This is a genomic window from Variovorax sp. GW821-FHT09D07 (assembly GCF_059416345.1).
In genome coordinates this window covers 46,372-60,593 of sequence record NZ_JBWKOY010000012.1, presented here as the reverse complement: position 1 = coordinate 60,593, position 14,222 = coordinate 46,372, and the positions used below count along the sequence as shown (strand labels likewise).

13 protein-coding genes and 1 pseudogene are annotated in these 14,222 nt (G+C 69.6%); 6 read left to right on the top strand and 8 right to left on the bottom strand.

Translation table 11 applies throughout. From position 1 onward, the window contains the following. Positions 1–45: 45 nt before the first annotated feature. From AC07OX_RS28880 to AC07OX_RS28870, 3 genes are read right to left on the bottom strand one after another with little or no spacing between them, the layout of a single operon-like run. Positions 46–972, bottom strand: coding sequence for a LysR family transcriptional regulator (locus AC07OX_RS28880; protein WP_062479733.1), 927 nt, complete (start codon positions 970–972; stop codon positions 46–48). Between the two features lie 32 nt (positions 973–1,004). Next, complete coding sequence (locus AC07OX_RS28875) at positions 1,005–2,195, bottom strand: CaiB/BaiF CoA transferase family protein (RefSeq protein ID WP_062479735.1); 1,191 nt, start codon at positions 2,193–2,195, stop codon at positions 1,005–1,007. Continuing rightward, positions 2,188–3,123, bottom strand: coding sequence for a hydroxymethylglutaryl-CoA lyase (locus AC07OX_RS28870; RefSeq protein WP_495262716.1), 936 nt, complete (start codon positions 3,121–3,123; stop codon positions 2,188–2,190). The genes AC07OX_RS28875 and AC07OX_RS28870 overlap by 8 nt, the downstream gene beginning before the upstream one ends. An 89-nt stretch (positions 3,124–3,212) precedes the next feature. Here AC07OX_RS28870 and AC07OX_RS28865 point away from each other — a divergent pair, with 89 nt between their 5' ends. After that, complete coding sequence (locus tag AC07OX_RS28865) at positions 3,213–3,953, top strand: IclR family transcriptional regulator (RefSeq protein WP_489059975.1); 741 nt, start codon at positions 3,213–3,215, stop codon at positions 3,951–3,953. A gap of 3 nt (positions 3,954–3,956) precedes the next feature. Here the strand turns inward: AC07OX_RS28865 and AC07OX_RS28860 are convergent, their stop codons facing one another. Next, positions 3,957–4,925: a Bug family tripartite tricarboxylate transporter substrate binding protein gene (locus AC07OX_RS28860; RefSeq protein ID WP_495262715.1), complete on the bottom strand. Its 969-nt coding sequence runs from the start codon at positions 4,923–4,925 to the stop codon at positions 3,957–3,959. A gap of 46 nt (positions 4,926–4,971) precedes the next feature. Continuing rightward, positions 4,972–5,955 (bottom strand): annotated as a pseudogene (hisC, locus tag AC07OX_RS28855) (histidinol-phosphate transaminase); the annotation flags it as partial. Between the two features lie 256 nt (positions 5,956–6,211). On the opposite strand from hisC, the gene AC07OX_RS28850 reads away from it, so the two are divergent. Both AC07OX_RS28850 and AC07OX_RS28845 read left to right on the top strand, forming a co-directional pair. Then, positions 6,212–8,386, top strand: coding sequence for a malate synthase G (locus AC07OX_RS28850; protein WP_495262714.1), 2,175 nt, complete (start codon positions 6,212–6,214; stop codon positions 8,384–8,386). Between the two features lie 149 nt (positions 8,387–8,535). Next, positions 8,536–9,819, top strand: coding sequence for an MFS transporter (locus AC07OX_RS28845; RefSeq protein WP_495262713.1), 1,284 nt, complete (start codon positions 8,536–8,538; stop codon positions 9,817–9,819). 86 nt (positions 9,820–9,905) lie between these two features. Here AC07OX_RS28845 and AC07OX_RS28840 read toward each other — a convergent pair whose 3' ends face one another. Together AC07OX_RS28840 and AC07OX_RS28835 are read right to left on the bottom strand one after the other, a co-directional pair. After that, on the bottom strand, positions 9,906–10,676 hold the full coding sequence (locus AC07OX_RS28840; RefSeq protein ID WP_495262712.1) for a hypothetical protein: 771 nt from the start codon (positions 10,674–10,676) through the stop codon (positions 9,906–9,908). Continuing rightward, positions 10,669–10,896 carry a hypothetical protein gene (locus AC07OX_RS28835; protein WP_062479749.1) on the bottom strand — a complete coding sequence of 76 codons (228 nt, stop codon included), beginning with the start codon at positions 10,894–10,896 and terminating at the stop codon, positions 10,669–10,671. The genes AC07OX_RS28840 and AC07OX_RS28835 overlap by 8 nt, the downstream gene beginning before the upstream one ends. A 397-nt stretch (positions 10,897–11,293) precedes the next feature. On the opposite strand from AC07OX_RS28835, the gene AC07OX_RS28830 reads away from it, so the two are divergent. Continuing rightward, a complete protein-coding gene (locus AC07OX_RS28830) occupies positions 11,294–11,863 on the top strand; it encodes a fasciclin domain-containing protein (RefSeq protein ID WP_139702187.1) in 570 nt (189 codons plus the stop codon). A 1-nt stretch (position 11,864) separates the two neighbouring features. Here the strand turns inward: AC07OX_RS28830 and AC07OX_RS28825 are convergent, their stop codons facing one another. After that, positions 11,865–12,791 carry a LysR substrate-binding domain-containing protein gene (locus AC07OX_RS28825; protein ID WP_062479753.1) on the bottom strand — a complete coding sequence of 309 codons (927 nt, stop codon included), beginning with the start codon at positions 12,789–12,791 and terminating at the stop codon, positions 11,865–11,867. Positions 12,792–12,873: 82 nt separating this feature from the next. Here AC07OX_RS28825 and AC07OX_RS28820 point away from each other — a divergent pair, with 82 nt between their 5' ends. Next, positions 12,874–13,230 carry a DUF2917 domain-containing protein gene (locus AC07OX_RS28820; RefSeq protein WP_062479754.1) on the top strand — a complete coding sequence of 119 codons (357 nt, stop codon included), beginning with the start codon at positions 12,874–12,876 and terminating at the stop codon, positions 13,228–13,230. A gap of 165 nt (positions 13,231–13,395) precedes the next feature. Further along, complete coding sequence (locus AC07OX_RS28815) at positions 13,396–14,217, top strand: enoyl-CoA hydratase-related protein (protein ID WP_495262711.1); 822 nt, start codon at positions 13,396–13,398, stop codon at positions 14,215–14,217. Positions 14,218–14,222: the final 5 nt, after the last annotated feature.

Here is a 14,222-nt window from a genome sequence, read left to right as displayed (position 1 = left end):
GGTTGCAAGCAAATGCAAAAAGCATTGTGCCGCCCGGTCACGATTTCAGGACCGCCCGCCCCAGAATTCCGGCTGCCCGTACTGCGCTTTGAGGAAATCAAGCCACAGTCGCACGCGCAGCGGCAGGTGCTTGGTGCCTGTGAACACCGCATAGATGCCGTTGGGCGGCGCGGCGAAGTCGTCGAGCAGGGGCACGAGCAGGCCGGCGTCGATCTCGGCCTCGACCTCCCAGGTGCTGCGCCAGGCGATGCCGTGGCCCGCCAGGCACCAGTCGTGCAGCACCTGGCCGTCGGAACAATCGAGCGGGCCGCTGGGGCGCAGGTGGATGAGCTCCTGCACGCCCTCCTCGCTGGTAATGCGAAAGGCCCAGCCGCGCGTCTGCGAGGCGTCGCTCGACAGCGTGAGACAGGCAAAGCGCGACAGCTCGCCGGGGTGCTTGGGCGCGCCGTGGCGGCGCAGGAACTCGGGCGTGGCGACGCAGCGGCGGCGGTTGTCGGCCAGGCGCACGCTCACCAGCGACGAGTCGGGCAGGTCGCCCACGCGCACGGCGCAGTCGAAGCTCTCGCCCGTGACGTCGACCACGCGGTCACTGAGGTTCAGCGAGATCGTCACCTCGGGATGCAGCGCATGAAAGCGCGGCACCAGCGGCGCGACGTGGCGGCGGCCGAAGCCGGCCGGCGCGGTCACGCGCAGGTGGCCGCTGGCCTTCACGCCGCCGGCGCTCACGCTGGCCTCGGCGTTCGCGAACTCGGTCAGCAGGCGCTGGCAGTCTTCGAGAAAGGCGCTGCCTTCGTGCGTGAGCGCGATGCGCCGCGTGGTGCGCACCAGCAGCTTGACGCCCAGGCGCTCTTCGAGCGCATCGATGCGACGGCCCATGATCGCGGGCGCCACGCCTTCCGCCTTGGCCGCCGCGGTGAGGCTGCCGCGGGTCGCGACCGAGACAAAGGATTCGAGCTGCTTGAGGCGGTCCATGGCGCGGGAACTATATCGCCCGCCACCGAAGATCAGTCGCCGGCCGTGACGCCTTGCGCCCGCAGCGCGGCGATGTCGCCGTCGCTGTAGCCCACTTCCTTCAGCAGCGCCTCGCTGTGCTCGCCGATGTGCGGCGGCTGCAGGCGGATGCCGGGGCGTTCGCCGCCCAGCGTGAACGGCGCGAGCGGCACCTTCGCCATGTGGCCGTCGTTCATGCGCACGGGCGCGAGGCCGCCGGTGGCGTTCAGGTGCGGGTCGTCGAACAGCTCCTGCGGCTTGGTGATGGGCGCGAAGGGCAACTCGTTCTGCTCGAACACCGCGCTCAGTTCGGCCGCGCTGTGGTTCGCGAGGTGCGAGCGCAGGATCGGCATCATCCACTCGCGTGCGCGCACGCGGTCGTTGTTGGTCTTCAGGCGCGGGTCGGCCAGCATCTCCTCGAGGCCGAAGGCCTTGCAGAAGATGGCCCACTGCTTGTCGCTCACGGCCGCCAGAAAGATCTGCTCGCCATCCTTCACCGTGAACACGTCGTACACGGCCCAGGCCGAGATGCGGCTGGGCATCGGATCGGCCGCCTTGCCGGTGGCGGCGAACTGCATCATGTGTTGCGCGACGAGGAACACGTTGTTCTCGAACAGCGCCGACTGCACCTCGCAGCCCTTGCCCGTGAGGTCGCGCTGGCGCAGCGCGGCCATCGCGCCGATGGCGCCGAACATGCCGCCCATGATGTCGTTCACGCTGGTGCCCGCGCGCAGCGGGTCACCGGCGCGGCCGGTCATGTAGGCCAGGCCGCCCATCATCTGCACCACCTCGTCCAGCGCCGTGCGGTGGTCGTACGGGCCGGGCAGGAAGCCCTTGTGGCTCACGTAGATGAGGCGCGGGTTGAGCTTGGCGAGCGTGTCGTAGTCGAGCCCCAGCTTCTTCATCGTGCCGGGCTTGAAGTTCTCGCTCACGATGTCGGCGGTGGCGATGAGGCGCAGCGCGGCCTCCACGCCCTCGGGCTTCTTCAGGTCGAGCGCGATGCTCTTCTTGTTGCGGTTGAAGGTCGGGAAGAAACCCGCGCCCGAGCCCAGCAGGCGGCGCGTGTTGTCGCCCTCGATGGGCTCGACCTTGATGACCTCGGCGCCCAGGTCGGCCAGCAGCAGGCCGCAGGTCGGGCCCATGACCATGTGGGTGAACTCGACGACGCGCACGCCCGCGTAGGGCAAGGGATTGGCTTCAGACATGAGAGGTGGTTTCCTGGGCAAAGCCCTTGGGCAGGCCGGCTTCGGGCGTCATGCCGTAGACCGGCTCGCCGGGCAGGCCGGCCTTGAGCGGCGCGCGCGCCGCGATGAGTTTGTCGATGTCGATGCCGGTGCGCACGCCCATGGCCTCGAACATGAAGACGAGGTCTTCGGTGACCGCATTGCCCGACGCGCCCGGCGCATACGGGCAGCCGCCGAGGCCGCCGAGCGAGGCGTCGAAGGTGCGCACGCCCTCGTCCCACGCGGCCAGGCAGTTGGCAATGCCCAGGCCGCGCGTGTTGTGCATGTGGGCCGCGCCCGCGTGCACGCCGAGTTCGGCGCGCAGCCGCTTGAAGAGGCGGCGCACCTGCGCGGGGTTGGCATAACCCACGGTGTCCGACAGGCCGACCTCCTGCGCACCGGCCTCGACGCACTGCACCGCCAGGCGGATCACGTCGTCTTCCGGCACCAAGCCCTGCAGCGTGCAGCCGAAGGCGGTGGAGATGCCCGCTTCGAGCTTCACCTGCGGCGCGAGGGCACGGCGCAGTTCGGCGATGGCGCGCACCTCCTCGACCATCTCGGTCGGTGTCTTGCGCACGTTGGCCAGCGAATGCGCCACGCTGCCCGACACCGGCATCGTGAGCTTGTGCACGCCGGCCTCGAGCGCGCCCTGCGCGCCCTTGCGGTTGGGCACCAGCGCCATCACCACGAGGCCGGGCAACGTGACCGCGTGGCGCACCACCTCGGCGGCGTCGGCCATCTGCGGCAGCAGCTTCGCGGGCACGAAGGAGGCGACCTCGATCTCGCGCAGGCCGGCGGCATGCAGCGCATCGATCCAGCGCAGCTTGTCGGCCGTGGGCATGGTGGCCTTCACGGACTGCAGGCCGTCGCGCGGACCGACCTCGCTGATGAGAACGTCGGGGGAGGTCATCGGGTGCTTTCTTGACTGTTCTATCTTGCAGAACTATATTCTGTTAAACAGAATTAAATCGGCAAGCCCGCCGACTGTCAAGCCACGCCATGCCCCGCAAAGCCCAGACCGAATCGGTGTCCGACCTCAACGCCGCCCCCGGCGGCGCCGCCGCGGTCGACCGCGCGCTGAGCCTGCTGTCGGCCTTCCGGCCTGGCGACGAGGCGCTGTCGCTCGCGCAGTTCGCCGAGCGCACGCAGCTCTACAAGAGCACGGTGCTGCGGCTGCTGGCCTCGCTCGAACATGCGCGGCTCATCCGCCGGCAGGACGACGGGCGCTATGCGCTGGGGCTGGAGATCGCGCGGCTGCACGGGCTGTATGCGGCGTCGCAGTCGCTCGACCGCCTCGTGCTGCCGGTGCTGCGCACGCTCGCCGCCGCCACTGGCGAAAGCGCGGCGTACCACGTGCGGCAGGACCAGGGCGACAGCTGGGTGCGGCTGTGCCAATTCCGCGTCGATTCGTCGCACGTCGTGCGCGACCACGTGCGCGCGGGCGACCTGCTGCCCAACGACCGGGGCGCGGGCGCGCGCGTGCTGATCGCTTTCGGGCCCGAGGCCGAACGGCCGCGTGGCGCGAAGGAGCGCAAGCTGTACGACGCGATCCGCGCGCAGGGCTATTGCGCGCTGGTGGGCGACCGCACGGCCGAGCTGGCGGGCATCTCGGCGCCGGTGTTCCATGCGGATGGCGGCCTGGCTGCGGCGGTCACGCTGACGATGCCGACGCACCGCTATGACGAGGGCTATATCGAGCCCGTGCGCGCGGCGGCGAAGGCGCTCAGCGGGCAGGTCTGAACATCAGGACTCCGCTTTGAAGCCGGAATTCTTGATCGGCAGTTCCCACCGCTTCAGATGCGTCGCCTGGATCGTCGCCAGCTCCGCTGGCCCCGCATGCGCCGGCACGAGGCCCAGCGCGTAGATCTTTTCCTGCACATCGGGCAGGCGCAGCGCGTCGGCCACGGCCTTGTCGATGCGCGCGACCAGCTCGGGCGACATGCCCGGCGGGCCATACAAGCCGAAGAAGGCATCGGCCGTCACGTTGATGCCGGCCTCCTTCAACGTCGGCACGTCGGGCAGCGCGCGGCTGCGCTTTTCGCCCGTCACCGCGAGGATGCGGACCTTGCCCGCGCGGTGGTGCTCGATGGTTTCCGAGGCGGTGTCCACCATCAGCGGCACCTGTCCGCCGATGAGGTCCTGCGCGGCCGGCGCGCCGCCGCGGTAGGCGACGTGCGTCATCGGCACGCCCGAGGCCTGCGCCAGCAGCTGGCCCGCGAAGTGCGGTACCGTGCCGGCGCCCGAGGTCGCGTAGTTGGCCTTGCCCGGGTTGGCCTTCATCCAGGCCAGCACCGCCTTCAGGTCGCCCGCCGGCGCGCCCGGCCCGGCCGTCACGGCGAAGTCGAAGGTGCTGCCGAGCGAGATCGGCGTGAAGTCCTTCACCGTGTCGTAGCCGAGGTTCGAATACAGCCACGGGTGGATCACCATCGCGCCGCTGGGGGAGAAGATGAGCACGCTGCCGTCCGGCGGCGAGCGCTTGAGCTCGGCCAGCGCCAGCCGGCCGGCCGCGCCAGGCTTGTTGTCGACGATGACGTTCTGTCCGAGCGACACGCGCATCTTGTCGGCCAGGATTCGCGCGACCACGTCGGCCGACCCGCCCGGCGGAAAGCCGATCAGGATGCGCACCGTGCGCTCCTGCGCGAACGCCATCGGCGCGAGGGCCGTGGCGGTGATGACGGCAGCGGCCTGCGCTGCGAACTGGCGGCGTTGCATGGGGCGGTCTCCTCGGGGTGGTTGTTCTTCGGTGTGCGTGGGGTCGTCAGCGCAGCGCGGCCAGCAGCGCCTCGTTCTGCGCCGGCAGGCCGACGCTCACGCGCAGCCATTGCGGCAGGCCGTAGGGGCCGAGCAGCGAGACCTCGATGCCGGCGGCCAGCAGGCGCGCGTGCACGGCGGACGCATCGCCGACCTGCACCATCACGAAGTTGCCCGACGACGGCACATGCGGCAGGCCCAGCGCAGTGAAGCCCGCGGCGAGCTGGTCGCGCCCGGCGGTGTTGAGTTCGTAGGTGCGCGCCAGGAAGTCGGCGTCGCCCAGCGCCGCCACGGCCGCGGCCTGGGCCGGCGTCGTGACGTTGAAGCGCGGGCGGTGCGCGTTCATGCGCGCCGTGAGCGCCGGCTGCGACACGCCGTAGCCGATGCGCAGCCCCGCCAGGCCGAAGGCCTTGGAAAAAGTGCGCGCCACGATCAGGTTGGGCAGGCGGCGCACCCATTCGATGCTGTCGTAGCGCTGCGCGGGCGACAGGTACTCGGTGTAGGCCTCGTCGAGCAGCACCGTCACGTGCGCGGGCACCGATTGCAGAAACTCGCGCAGCGGCGCAGCATCGATGAAGGTGCCGGTCGGGTTGTTCGGGTTGGCCACGAAGACCAGCTTGGTGTCGTCGCCGATGGCGGCGCGCATCGCGTCCAGGTCGTGGCCGAAGTCGCGCGAAGGCACGACGGTGGCGCGCGCGTGGGCGTGCGCCGTGGCCGCCGCATAGACGATGAAGCCGTACTGCGAATAGACGACGTTCTCGCCCGGCTTCAGGCTGACCTGCGCCGCGAGCTCGAGGATCTCGCTCGACCCGCTGCCCAGCGTGAGCCATTCGGGCGGCACGTCGAGCCGCGCGGCCAGCGCCTGCTTGAGCGCGGTGCCGTTGCTGTCGGGGTAGTTGCCCGCACCTTCGAGGGCGGCGGCGGCGGCGCGGCGGGCCGACTCGGGCATGCCGAGCGGGTTTTCGTTGGAAGCCAGGAGGATCATTGCGGCGGGAGCTGATTATTTAAGAAGTTAAATATATACAGCTGCCACCGGCCCGGCCTCAGGGCCTACCCTTTGAAGCTGGGCTTAGGTCCTGGTCGATTACCTTCATTTTTGTCACAGATAAATCTCACTTTCGGCTCTTACTGGCCCGCAAAGTATCGAATACAGTTCTCCCATGGCTTCACCTGGGGCAAGTGCGCCCCACTGCTGCGCCGCCCCCCGATTTCCTGTTTTTTGCATTGCGTTCCCCAAGGAGAAACACATGACCGACCGCACCACCGCCCACCGACTCCAGGTCGCGACCGAACTGCACCGCTTCGTCGAAGAAAAGGTCCTGCCCGCCAGCGGCGTGGCCAGCGACGTGTTCTGGAAGGGCTTCGATGCCATCGTCCATGACCTGGCGCCCAAGAACGTCGCCCTGCTCGCCGAGCGTGACCGCCTGCAAAGCGAACTCGACGCCTGGCACAAGAAGAACCCTGGCCCGATCGCCGACATGCCGGCCTACCGCGCCTTCCTCGAAAAGATCGGCTATCTGCTGCCGCAGCCCAAGGGCGTGAAGGCCACCACGGCCAACGTCGACTCCGAACTCGCGCTGCAGGCCGGCCCGCAGCTGGTGGTGCCGATCCTGAACGCGCGCTACGCCCTGAACGCCGCCAACGCGCGCTGGGGTTCGCTGTACGACGCGCTGTACGGCACCGACGCCATTCCCGAAACCGGCGGCGCCGAAAAGGGCAAGGGCTACAACCCCGTGCGCGGCGCCAAGGTCATCGAGTTCGCGCGCAACGTGCTCGACCAGGCCGCACCGCTGGCCAACGGTTCGCACAAGAACGCCACCGGCTACAGCGTGAAGGACGGCCAGCTGGTCGTTGCGCTGCAAGGCAGCAGCACCGGCCTGGCCGATGCGTCGCAGTTCGTCGGCTACCAGGGCGACGCCGCCGCGCCGTCGTCGGTGCTGCTCAAGCACAACGGCATCCACCTGGACATCCGCATCGACCGCAGCACCGCCATCGGCAAGAGCGATGCGGCCGGCGTGAGCGACCTCGTGCTCGAAGCCGCGCTCTCCACCATCCTCGACCTGGAAGACTCGGTGGCCGTGGTCGACGCGGCCGACAAGGTCGTCGCGTACGCGAACTGGCTGGGCATCGTGCAGGGCACGCTGACCGAAGAAGTCGCCAAGGGCGGCAAGACCTTCACGCGCGGCCTGAATGCCGACCGTGAGTACACCGGCGCCAACGGCCAACCGCTGAAGCTGCACGGTCGCTCGCTCATGTTCCTGCGCAACGTGGGCCACCTGATGACCAACCCGGCCATCCTGTACGAAGGCGGCAAGGAAATCCCCGAAGGCATCCTGGACGCCGTGGTCACCACCACCATCGCCATGATCGACGTCAAGCGCAAGGGCAACTCGCGCACCGGCAGCATCTACATCGTCAAGCCCAAGATGCACGGCCCGGCCGAAGTCGCCTTTGCCAGCGAGCTGTTCGGCCGCGTCGAGCAGCTGCTCGGCCTGCCCGCCAACACCGTCAAGCTCGGCATCATGGACGAGGAGCGCCGCACCAGCGTGAACCTGCAGGCCTGCATCGCCGAAGCCGCCGCGCGCGTGGCCTTCATCAACACCGGCTTCCTGGACCGCACCGGCGACGAGATGCACACCGCCATGCAGGGCGGCCCGATGATCCGCAAGGGCGACATGAAGTCCAGCGCCTGGATCGGCGCCTACGAAAAGAACAACGTGCTCGTCGGCCTGAACTGCGGCCTGCGCGGCAAGGCGCAGATCGGCAAGGGCATGTGGGCCATGCCCGACCTGATGGCCGCCATGCTCGAGCAGAAGATCGCCCACCCCAAGGCCGGCGCCAACACCGCCTGGGTGCCCTCGCCCACCGCCGCCACGCTGCACGCGCTGCACTACCACCAGGTCAGCGTGACCGCCGTGCAGCAGGAACTGGAAAAGATCGACGCCGACGGCGAGCGCGAGAACATCCTGAACGCGCTGCTGCAGGTGCCGATCGCCGCCGAAGCGAAGTGGACCGACGCCGAGAAGCAGCAGGAAATCGACAACAACGTGCAGGGCATCCTGGGCTACGTGGTGCGCTGGGTCGACCAGGGCGTGGGCTGCTCGAAGGTGCCCGACATCCACAACGTCGGCCTCATGGAAGACCGCGCCACGCTGCGCATCTCGAGCCAGCACATCGCCAACTGGCTGCTGCACGGCGTGGTCACGAAGGCGCAGGTCGACGAGGCCTTCCAGCGCATGGCCAAGGTGGTCGACGAGCAGAACGCCGGCGACGCGCTGTACCAGCCGATGGCCGGCCACTTCGACACCTCCCCCGCCTACAAGGCCGCGCAAGACCTGGTGTTCAAGGGCATCGAGCAGCCCAGCGGCTACACCGAGCCGCTGCTGCACGCCTGGCGCCTGAAGGTCAAGGCCGCGGCCTGACGCGCGCCCTGCGCAGTGCCGGCCACCGCCGGCGCTGACGCCTCGGAGACACGCAACGAACGGCGCCCTCGGGCGCCGTTCTGCATGGGGCGCGACATGCCGGTAGCATCGACGCCGCCCTCTTCTCTCTCCGGCCTCCGTCTCTTTCGATGAACAAGCACGCGGCTTCGCCGCCTCCGACCCGCGGGTCGACCTCGGCCGCGGCCATGCTGGTCGCACTGGCCACCGCCTTCGCGCTGAGCCAGGCCTTTCGCACCGTCGGCGCCATGATGGCCACGCCGCTCACGCAGCACTTCGGCCTCACGCCGCAGGCGTTGGGCACGTGGGCCGGCACCTTCCATTTCACCTTCGGCATCATGCAGCTCGCGATGGGCGTGTCGATCGACCACTTCGGCGTGCGCCGCACCGTGCTCACCGCCTTTCCGCTGGCCATCGCAGGCGCCGCGCTGTGCACCGTGGCGCCGGGCTTCGGCGCGCTGCTGCTGGGGCAGGCGCTGATCGGCGTGGGCTGCGCGCCGGCCTTCCTGGCCTGCACCGTGTTCATCGCGCGGCACTTCGACGCCGCGCGCTTCACCGCCATGTCGGGGCTGGTGATGAGCCTCGCGGGCATGGGCATCCTGTTCACCGGCACGCCGCTGGCGCTGCTGATCGAAGCCGCCTCGTGGCGCGCCGGCTATGCCGCGCTGACCGCCTTCGCCGTGCTCTCGTGGATCGTCATCTTCTGGCGCGTGCACGAGCCCGCGCGCACGACGACAACAACGATCGCATCGGACGAGCCCGCGCCCGAGCGCCAGTCGCTGCGCCAGGCCGTGCGCGACCTGCTGCCACTGTTCGCCATGCCGCACACGCTCGGCCTGCTGTGCTTCGCCTGCGTGTCGTATGCCGCCTTCATCACGCTGCGCGGCCTGTGGCTCGGCCCCGTGCTGCACGACCGCCACGGCCTCTCGCTCGTGGCCAGCGGCAACGTGGCGCTGGTGATGACCGTCGCCGGCATGGCCAGCCCCATGCTGTTCGGCCGCCTCGACCCCGGCGGCGCGCGCCGCACGCGCTGGATGATGCGCTGCGCCTTCGCCGGCGCGGCGATGTTCGCCGCCATGGCCCTCACGCAATCGCGCGCCGTCGACATCGGCCTGCCGATCGTCTACGGCATGCTCTCGGGCTACAGCGTGCTGCTGTACGCGTACACCAAGAACGCCTACCCGGCGGCCGTGACCGGTCGCGCGATGGCGCTGCTCAACATGGCGATGTTCCTCGGCGTCTCGCTGATGCAATGGACCACCGGCGTGGCCGCCTCCTGGGCCGTGGCCCAGGGCAGCGAGCCGTTCCGCGCGGTGTTCCTCACGGTGAGCGGGATGCTGGCGGCGGGGACGCTGGCGTTTCTGCTGCTGCCACGGGCGCGTGAACGTGCGCGTCCGACGTCGGCCGATCTTTGACGGGGCGCGAGCGCTCGGGCCGGTTCAGGCACTGACTTCCGAGACGTCGTCTCGGAAATCAACGGTGCGAACTTCCGGGGCGACGCTCAGGCCGCATCGCCCAGCCGCGCCCTCACCTCGCGCCGGCTCAGCTGCCGCTTGGCCACCGCATAGACGTCGTGGCGCCCGTACATGCCGAGGTGCGTGAGCAGGCCCGATGCCGCACCGCCGCGGGTGACCACGCAACGGCGCAGCACGTCGTAGCACTTGGGCTCCGCCTGCGCCGTGCCTGCACGCTCGGGAAACTTCGCGAGCACGACCTCGAACCAGCAGCCGTCGACGCAGTGCCACTGCGTGGTCTCGTCGATCACGTGGTAGACCGCGTACGGCGTGTCGCCGCGCCGCGCGGCCCGGTCCGCACGGCGCGCCGCACGCGCCTCGCGCAGGCGCCGGTTCGGCAACAGGATGCCGGTGACCGGATGCACGAACAGCTCGACACCCGGCGCTTCGTGCAGCGGCACGCCGGGCCGGTCTCCCCAGCGGTACGGTCGCACCCGCACCTCGCCATCGCACAGCACCGCGTCGCGCGCCACGAAGTCGTCGACGTGCAAAAAGATGTGCGCCTGCACCGTGCTGCGGCGATCGATGCCGCTGCACAGTTCGGCGTACACCTTGTCCCACGGCCGGTGCACCTGCTTGTGCAGCCAGCGCTTGAGCGGCTGGAGGTTTTCGCTCAGCCACTTCGGATGCTGCAGCCCGCGCTTCATGCCCACATGCGAGCCGCGCTCGGTGCTGTTGCGCCATAGGCGGCCATCGCCCTGCACGCGCCAGCCGCCGCGCGGACGCTCGACGATCACCTTGTCCATGTCGTCACGCATCGTCGGCCCTCCGCCCGAAGTCGCGCGCGGCTTTCTGCAGCGCCACCTTCTGCGCGCGCCGCTCGGCGCGGTGGGTGCGCAGGTGGCGGCCTGCGCCCTGGCTGGATTCGCGGCGCGCCATCGCGGCCACCACGGGATTGCGCGGTGCCGACGCGGGCACCGCAAAGTAGAACCGGCCCAGACGCTTGTCGTCGTCGCGGGCCTTTCGTTGAGCACTCATGTGCACACACTCCGAAAAAACAAAAAGGCCCCGGCGAATGCAGTTGCGCGCGGGGCCCTTGTCGATTCGGCCGCGGCGGATGCGAAGGTGCACATCCGGCCGGGGCGGTCGGTGTGCGTCAGGTGTTCAGTGAACGGTTCATTGAATGGTGTTCTCGCCCGGGAGGTTGATCGTCGCCGGGCGTGGTGTCGGAAAAAACTGTCGCTGAAAAAGGAAGGGCGGATTCTGGCGAGGGCTCGCGCCGCGCGCAAGCGGGGCACGCAGCGCTGTGGCGCAAAGCTGACACGAACGCGCGCGTTGAATCCGCTTCGCGCATCGCGCCGTATGGCATCTCAAGCGCATCGCGCCTCCGAGCTGTTGGCGGTTTCCACAGAGCCTTTCCTTCCAGGAGACATCCATGAAAAAACTCGTGATCGCCCTCGGCGTGTCGGTCCTGCTCGGCGCGTGCGCCGGCAGTGGCATGAGCAACGCCAGCAGCAGTGCCGCCACCCCCATGGTCGGCGGCGCGCCGATGTACCCGACGAAGGACATCGTCGACAACGCGGTGAATTCGAAGGACCACACGACGCTGGTCGCCGCGGTGAAGGCGGCCGACCTCGTGGCCACGCTCAAGAGCCCGGGCCCGTTCACGGTGTTCGCGCCCACCAACGCCTCGTTCGCGGCGCTGCCGGCCGGCACGGTCGACACGCTGCTCAAGCCCGAGAACAAGGCCACGCTCACCAAGGTGCTGACCTACCACGTGGTGCCCGGGCGCATGGACAGCGCGGCGCTGACGAGCGCGATCAACGCGGGCGGCGGCAAGGCGATGCTCAAGACCGCCAGCGGCGGCACGCTCACGGCGACGATGAGCGGCGGCACGGTGTGGGTGACCGACGCCAAGGGCGGCACGGCGGCGGTGACGATCGCCAATGTCTACCAGTCGAACGGCGTGATCCACGTCGTCAACAAGGTGCTGCTGCCAGGTTGAGTCAGCTCCGCTGCGCGGCCTCCGCCTCGTCGCGCAGCCATTGCGCGAAGTCCTGCGCGTCGCGGTTGCCCGCGGCGCGCCGCGACATCTCGATGAAGTAGCCGCGGTGCGATGCCACGCCCTGGCCGAGTGGCGCCACGAGCCGGCCGTCGCGCACCAGTTCGCGCAGCAGCGGCAGGCGCCCGATGACCACGCCCTGCCCCGCCACCGCGGCGGCCACCGCATCGGCGTACTGCGAGAAGCGCAGCGTGCTCTTCATGCGCAGGTCTTCCAGCACCATCACCTTGAGCCACGGCTCCCAGTCGGCGGTCGGGGCTTCGCTGTGGTCCGGGTACTCGATGGTCAGCAGAGTGAGCTTGGAAAAATCGGACAGCTCGCGCAGCGACGCGGCCACCTGCGGCGCGCACAGCGGGATCACCGACTCCTCGAACAGCGCCGGACCCACGCCGCGCCCGATGGGCACGAAGCGCACCGCAAGGTCGAGCCGGCTCACGTCCAGGTCGAGCACGTCGAGCGTGGCCGACACGCGCACGTCGACCTGCGGATGCGTGCTGGTGAAGCGCGCCAGTTTCGGAATGAGCCACAGCGACGCGAAGCCCGGCGTGGTGGTGATCGACACCTGCCGCGGTGCGGCGCTGGCGCGCACGCGCGCGGTGGCGTCGCGCAGGCGCTCCAGGCTGTCGGTGACGGCGCGCTGCAGCACGCCGCCGGCCTCGGTGAGCGCGAGCGCACGGTGGCGGCGCTCGAACAGCAGCACGCCCAGGCTGGCTTCGAGCTGCTGGATCTGCCGGCTCACGGCCGACTGCGTGAGGTGCAGCTCGCCCGCCGCCAGCGTGAAGCTGAGCCGGCGCGCGGCGGCCTCGAAGCTGCGCAGCAGCTCGAGCGGCGGGAGCTCGCCGGCAGGGGTTTTCGCATTCTCTGGAGGCATGCAACGAGTTCCGAATGACCGCGTGTAAGAGAGGGTTCGGCTCACTATATTCATTCGTATCACGAATGCAATGGAGGTTCCCATGAGCACCACCGACCGGTCCCCTTCCACCTTTTTCTCCTCGTCGAGCTCGCGCTTCCACGTGAGCCTGCCCAGCCGCGCCGTCTTCGCCGTGCCCGACGGCGCGGGCGTGGGCATCGAATGCCGCAGCGGCGCGGTGTGGATCACGCTCGACCGCGACCCGCGCGACATCGTGCTCGGGCCGGGCGAGCGCTTCGAAAGCACCGAGCACCGGCGCGTGCTGGTGTCGGCGCTGGAGTCGTCGTGCATCTCGGTGTCGGACGCGCAACCCGCCGCGCTGCCGAACCCGGCCTCGCGCGCACAGGCTCGCGTGCGGTCGCCTTGGCGACTGGCGCTGCACGGGTTGTCCCCGGCTTGACCGCGGGCGCCGTGGCATCGAACCTCGATGCCATGGACCGCCCCCGCAGGGAGCAGCACCGCGCGCCGCCGTGACGACAGGCGGCTTTTTGCTTTGGGCGTCCGTTTTCCTTCTTGGCCTTGAAAGGGACACGCCCATGACCACCACTTCCGGCGCAGCGCTCGCATGACCGCGCCGCAACCCACACCCCAACCCTGCATCCTGGGCGAGCAGGCCGACGGCATCGCCACGCTCACGCTGAACCTGCCGCACAAGCTGAACCCGATCGCGAAAGACCTGCAGGTCGAACTGCGCGACGCGCTCGAGCGCATCCGCGACGACCGCACGGTGCGCGCCGTGATCCTCACGGGCGCCGGCAAGGCCTTCTGCGTGGGCGCCGACCTGAGCGCGATGGCGCCGCCCGGCGAACCCGGCCAGACGCTCGGCGACCAGACCGCCGAGTGGATGCAGAAGCTCAGCAACCCGCTCATCGAGACGCTGCGCACGCTGCCGGTGCCGGTGGTGGCAGCAGTCAATGGCCCGGCGGCCGGTGCGGGCGTGGGCCTGGCGCTCGCGGCCGACGTGACCATCGCCGCGCGCAGCGCCTACTTCTACCTGCCCTTCCTGCCCAAGCTCGGCATCGTGCCGGACCTCGGTTGCACCTGGGCCATCCCGCGCCGCGCCGGCCGTGCGCGCGCGATGGGCATGGCGCTGCTCGACGAGCGCCTGAGCGCCGGGCGCGCCGTGCAGTGGGGCCTGATCTGGGCCTGCGCCGACGACGAGCAACTGATGGACGAAGCCCGCGCCATCGCGCAGCGCCTGGCGCGCCTGCCGGCGCATGCGGTGCTCGAAGCCCGCGAGGCCTTCGAGGCCTCGGAGCACCACACGCTGAAGGAACAGTTGCACTACGAGAGCGAGCGCCAGCGCGCGCTCATCGACCGCCCCAGCTTCCGTGAAGGCGTGAGCGCCTTCCTGCAAAAGCGCCCCCCAGTTTTCGAAACCCGCTGACGTCC

Coding starts and splice junctions, on each gene's coding strand:
- AC07OX_RS28880 (WP_062479733.1), bottom strand. CDS start 972: ATGGACCGCCTCAAGCAGCTCGAATCCTTTGTCTCGGTCGCGACCCGC.
- AC07OX_RS28875 (WP_062479735.1), bottom strand. CDS start 2,195: ATGTCTGAAGCCAATCCCTTGCCCTACGCGGGCGTGCGCGTCGTCGAG.
- AC07OX_RS28870 (WP_495262716.1), bottom strand. CDS start 3,123: ATGACCTCCCCCGACGTTCTCATCAGCGAGGTCGGTCCGCGCGACGGC.
- AC07OX_RS28865 (WP_489059975.1), top strand. CDS start 3,213: ATGCCCCGCAAAGCCCAGACCGAATCGGTGTCCGACCTCAACGCCGCC.
- AC07OX_RS28860 (WP_495262715.1), bottom strand. CDS start 4,925: ATGCAACGCCGCCAGTTCGCAGCGCAGGCCGCTGCCGTCATCACCGCC.
- AC07OX_RS28850 (WP_495262714.1), top strand. CDS start 6,212: ATGACCGACCGCACCACCGCCCACCGACTCCAGGTCGCGACCGAACTG.
- AC07OX_RS28845 (WP_495262713.1), top strand. CDS start 8,536: ATGAACAAGCACGCGGCTTCGCCGCCTCCGACCCGCGGGTCGACCTCG.
- AC07OX_RS28840 (WP_495262712.1), bottom strand. CDS start 10,676: ATGCGTGACGACATGGACAAGGTGATCGTCGAGCGTCCGCGCGGCGGC.
- AC07OX_RS28835 (WP_062479749.1), bottom strand. CDS start 10,896: ATGAGTGCTCAACGAAAGGCCCGCGACGACGACAAGCGTCTGGGCCGG.
- AC07OX_RS28830 (WP_139702187.1), top strand. CDS start 11,294: ATGAAAAAACTCGTGATCGCCCTCGGCGTGTCGGTCCTGCTCGGCGCG.
- AC07OX_RS28825 (WP_062479753.1), bottom strand. CDS start 12,791: ATGCCTCCAGAGAATGCGAAAACCCCTGCCGGCGAGCTCCCGCCGCTC.
- AC07OX_RS28820 (WP_062479754.1), top strand. CDS start 12,874: ATGAGCACCACCGACCGGTCCCCTTCCACCTTTTTCTCCTCGTCGAGC.
- AC07OX_RS28815 (WP_495262711.1), top strand. CDS start 13,396: ATGACCGCGCCGCAACCCACACCCCAACCCTGCATCCTGGGCGAGCAG.